Raw genomic sequence first — 3151 nt, forward strand, 5'->3', positions numbered from 1 at the left:
GCGGGGCTTCGGGCGGGCGCCGGGGGGCTGCGACATGACGACGCTGGACGAACTCACGACGTGCGCGGGGCTTGCCCTGGCGCCACCGTCCTCCACGGGAGCTTGTCTCATCCTCATCAGCACCACCACGCCGGCGGCCATCGGCAAGGCCTACCGCCTGGACCCGGGCGAGCACATCATCGGCCGTGGTTCGGATGTCACCGTGCGCATCGACGACCATGGGGTGTCGCGCAAGCACGCGCGCATCGTTCGCGCGGGCGACGGTGCCTGCCACGTCACCGACCTGGACTCCACCAACGGCACGCTGCTCAACGGCGTGCCCGTCAGCACCGCCGAGCTGATGGAGGGGGACCGGCTGCAGATCGGCACCGTCACCGTGTTCCGCTTCTCCAAGCGCGAGGTCCTGGAGCATCGCGAGGAGCAGCTCCGCCAGGCGCTGACCGCCGCGCGCGTGGGCATCTGGGACTGGAACGCGCAGAGCGGCCGGGTGACGTGGAGCGAGCAGGTGGACCGGCTGCTGGGGCTCCCCGTGGGGAAGCTGTCCGGCCGCGCCATGGAGCTGTCGGAGGTGGTGCACCCGGCGGACCTGCCGCGCGTGAGCGAGGTGCTGGGCGCGGCGCTGGAGAAGAAGACGCAGGTGGACGTGGAGTACCGCATCGAGCCGCAGGGGAGCGGCTGGCGGTGGATTTCCTGCAAGGGTGACGTGCTGTGTGACGCCTCGGGCGCACCGGCGCGGGTGACGGGCACGGTGATGGACATCACCGCGCGCAAGCTGGCCGAGCAGGAGCTGCACCGCCAATCGCTCATCTTCGAGAGCATCTACGACGGCGTGGTGATTACCGACCTGGGCGGCGGCATCATCGACTGGAACTCCAGCGCCGAGCGCATGTTCGGGCGGCAGAAGTCGGATGCGCTGGGCCAGACGCTCTTCAGCGTGCTGCACCCGGACGAGCCCGACCGGCTCACCGGCCTGATTCTCACCGCGTTGGACACGCAGGGGCGCTGGTCCGGAGAGATGGAGTTCAAGCGCCACGACGGCACCACCTGCTGGTGCGAGTCCGTCGTCGTGCCGCTGCGCGACAGCGAGGGGCGCGCCATCGCCAACATCATGGTCCACCGCGACACCACGGAGCGCAAGCAGCTCCAGGCGCACCTGGTGGTGGCGGACCGGCTGGCGTCGGTGGGCACGCTGGGCGCGGGCGTGGCGCACGAAATCAACAACCCGCTGGCCTACATGCTCGTCAACCTGCACCTCATCCGCGAAGGGCTGGAGCGGCTGGAGAGCCAGGCGCCCGCGGCGCCCGTGGCGTCGTTGCAGCAGCTGGTGCGTGAGACGGCGGAGGGCGCCGAGCGCATCGCCACCATCGTCCGCGACCTGAAGGTCTTCTCGCGGGGTGAGCAGGAGGCGCGGCTGATGCCGGTGGACGTGCGCCGAGCGGTGGAGCTGGCGTGCAAGATGGCGGACAACGTCATCCGTCACCGGGCGCGCCTGGTGACGGAGTTCGAGCCGGTGGCGCCGGTGGAGGCCAGCGAGTCCCGGCTGTGCCAGGTGTTCCTCAACCTGCTGCTCAACGCGGCGCAGGCGATTCCGGAGGAGGGCACGCCGGGCGTGGAGCACGAGATTCGCGTGGTCATCCGCGCCGGAGAGAAGGACCGGGTGGTGGTGGAGGTCCGCGACACGGGCATGGGCATGGGCCAGGAGGTGCTGGGCCGCATCTTCGACCCGTTCTTCACCACCAAGCCGGTGGGCGTGGGCACGGGGCTGGGGCTGTCCATCTGCCACGGCATCATCGAATCCATGGGCGGCTCCATCCAGGCGGAGAGCGAGCAGGGCCGGGGCAGCACGTTCCGCGTGGTGCTGTGCGCCGCCACGCGCGAGCTGGAGGTGCTGCCGCGCCTGTCCGCCGCCATGCAGGCCAACGCGCGCGCGCGCATCCTGGTGGTGGATGACGAGCCCAACGTGACGCTGTCGCTCCAGCGCTCGCTGGCCGCGGACCACGAGGTGGCCACCGCGAACAGCGCCCAGGCCGCGCTGCGGCTGGTGAGCGACGGCGGCCGCTTCGACCTCATCCTCTGTGATGTGATGATGCCCGGGATGACGGGCATGGACCTGTACCACGAGCTGGGCCGCTGCGCCCCGGAGCAGGCTGGACGCATGGTGTTCATGACGGGTGGCGCCTTCACGCCGCGCACGGTGTCCTTCCTGCGTGACGTGCCCAACGCCAAGATTGCCAAGCCGTTGGACCTGATGCAGTTGCGCGAACTCGTGGGCCGCTCCGCCGAGGCGGGGCGATGAGCCACCCCGGGAGTGGCCTCTCTGGAGCGGACCCTTCGGAGGCCGCGCCCGCGCCCTCCCTGTCCCTGGTGACGGAGCGCCCCGCGGCGCTGGAGTTGACGGCGCGTGCGCTGGGCATGGGCCTGCTCATCGGCGGGCTGCTGGCCGTCACCAATGTGTACATGGGGCTGAAGACGGGCTGGTGGGAGAGCGGCTCCGTCACCGCCGCGGTGCTGGGTTTCAGCGCGCTGGCCTCGGTGTCCCGCAGGCGGGGCGTGCCCTATACGCCGCTGGAGAACAACCTCACGCAGACGGCGGCGGCGTCCGTGGGCGCCATGCCGGCGGCGGCGGGCCTCCTGGGCGCGCTGCCCGCGCTGACGTTGCTGGGCACGTCCGTCCCGGGCTGGGGCGTGGCGGTGTGGAGCGTGGCGCTGGGCGTGCTGGGCGTGCTCGCCGCGCACTTGTTGCGCAGGCGGCTGGTGGCCCAGGAGGCCCTGCCGTTTCCCACCGGCATCGCCACCGCGGAGCTGATTACCGCGATGCACGCGTCCACGGGTGACACGGTCCGCGCGGGCCGTGGACGGCTGCTGGCGGGCGCGGGCGCGGCGGCGGTGGCGGTCACCGCCGCGAGGGATGCGCTCAAGTGGCTGCCTGGGATGACGGCGCTGCCCGGCACGCTGGCGGGCCTCCCTGCCGCGTCGCTGACGTGGGGCGTGGGGTGGAGCCCCATGCTGCTGGCCATTGGGATGATGACGGGGCCGCGCCTGGGCCTGAGCATGCTGGCGGGCGCGGCGGTGGCGTGGGGCGTGCTGGCGCCGGGGCTCGCGGGCGCGGGCGTGCTGGCGGACACGCGCTACGAGACGCTCTCCGCCTGGC

Annotated in this window: 2 protein-coding genes; both read left to right on the forward strand. The window is 72.0% G+C overall.

The features are described 5' to 3' along the window. Nucleotides 1–2296 (forward strand): serine histidine kinase EspA (locus G4D87_RS35915; protein WP_240358876.1); only part of this gene is annotated, 2296 nt, incomplete at its 5' end. Further along, on the forward strand, nt 2293–3151 hold an 859-nt coding region (locus tag G4D87_RS35920; RefSeq protein ID WP_163787293.1), incomplete at its 3' end, for an OPT/YSL family transporter. The genes G4D87_RS35915 and G4D87_RS35920, both read left to right, overlap by 4 nt.

It is taken from the genome of Myxococcus vastator, from assembly GCF_010894475.1.
Taxonomy (GTDB): Bacteria; Myxococcota; Myxococcia; order Myxococcales; family Myxococcaceae; genus Myxococcus; species Myxococcus vastator.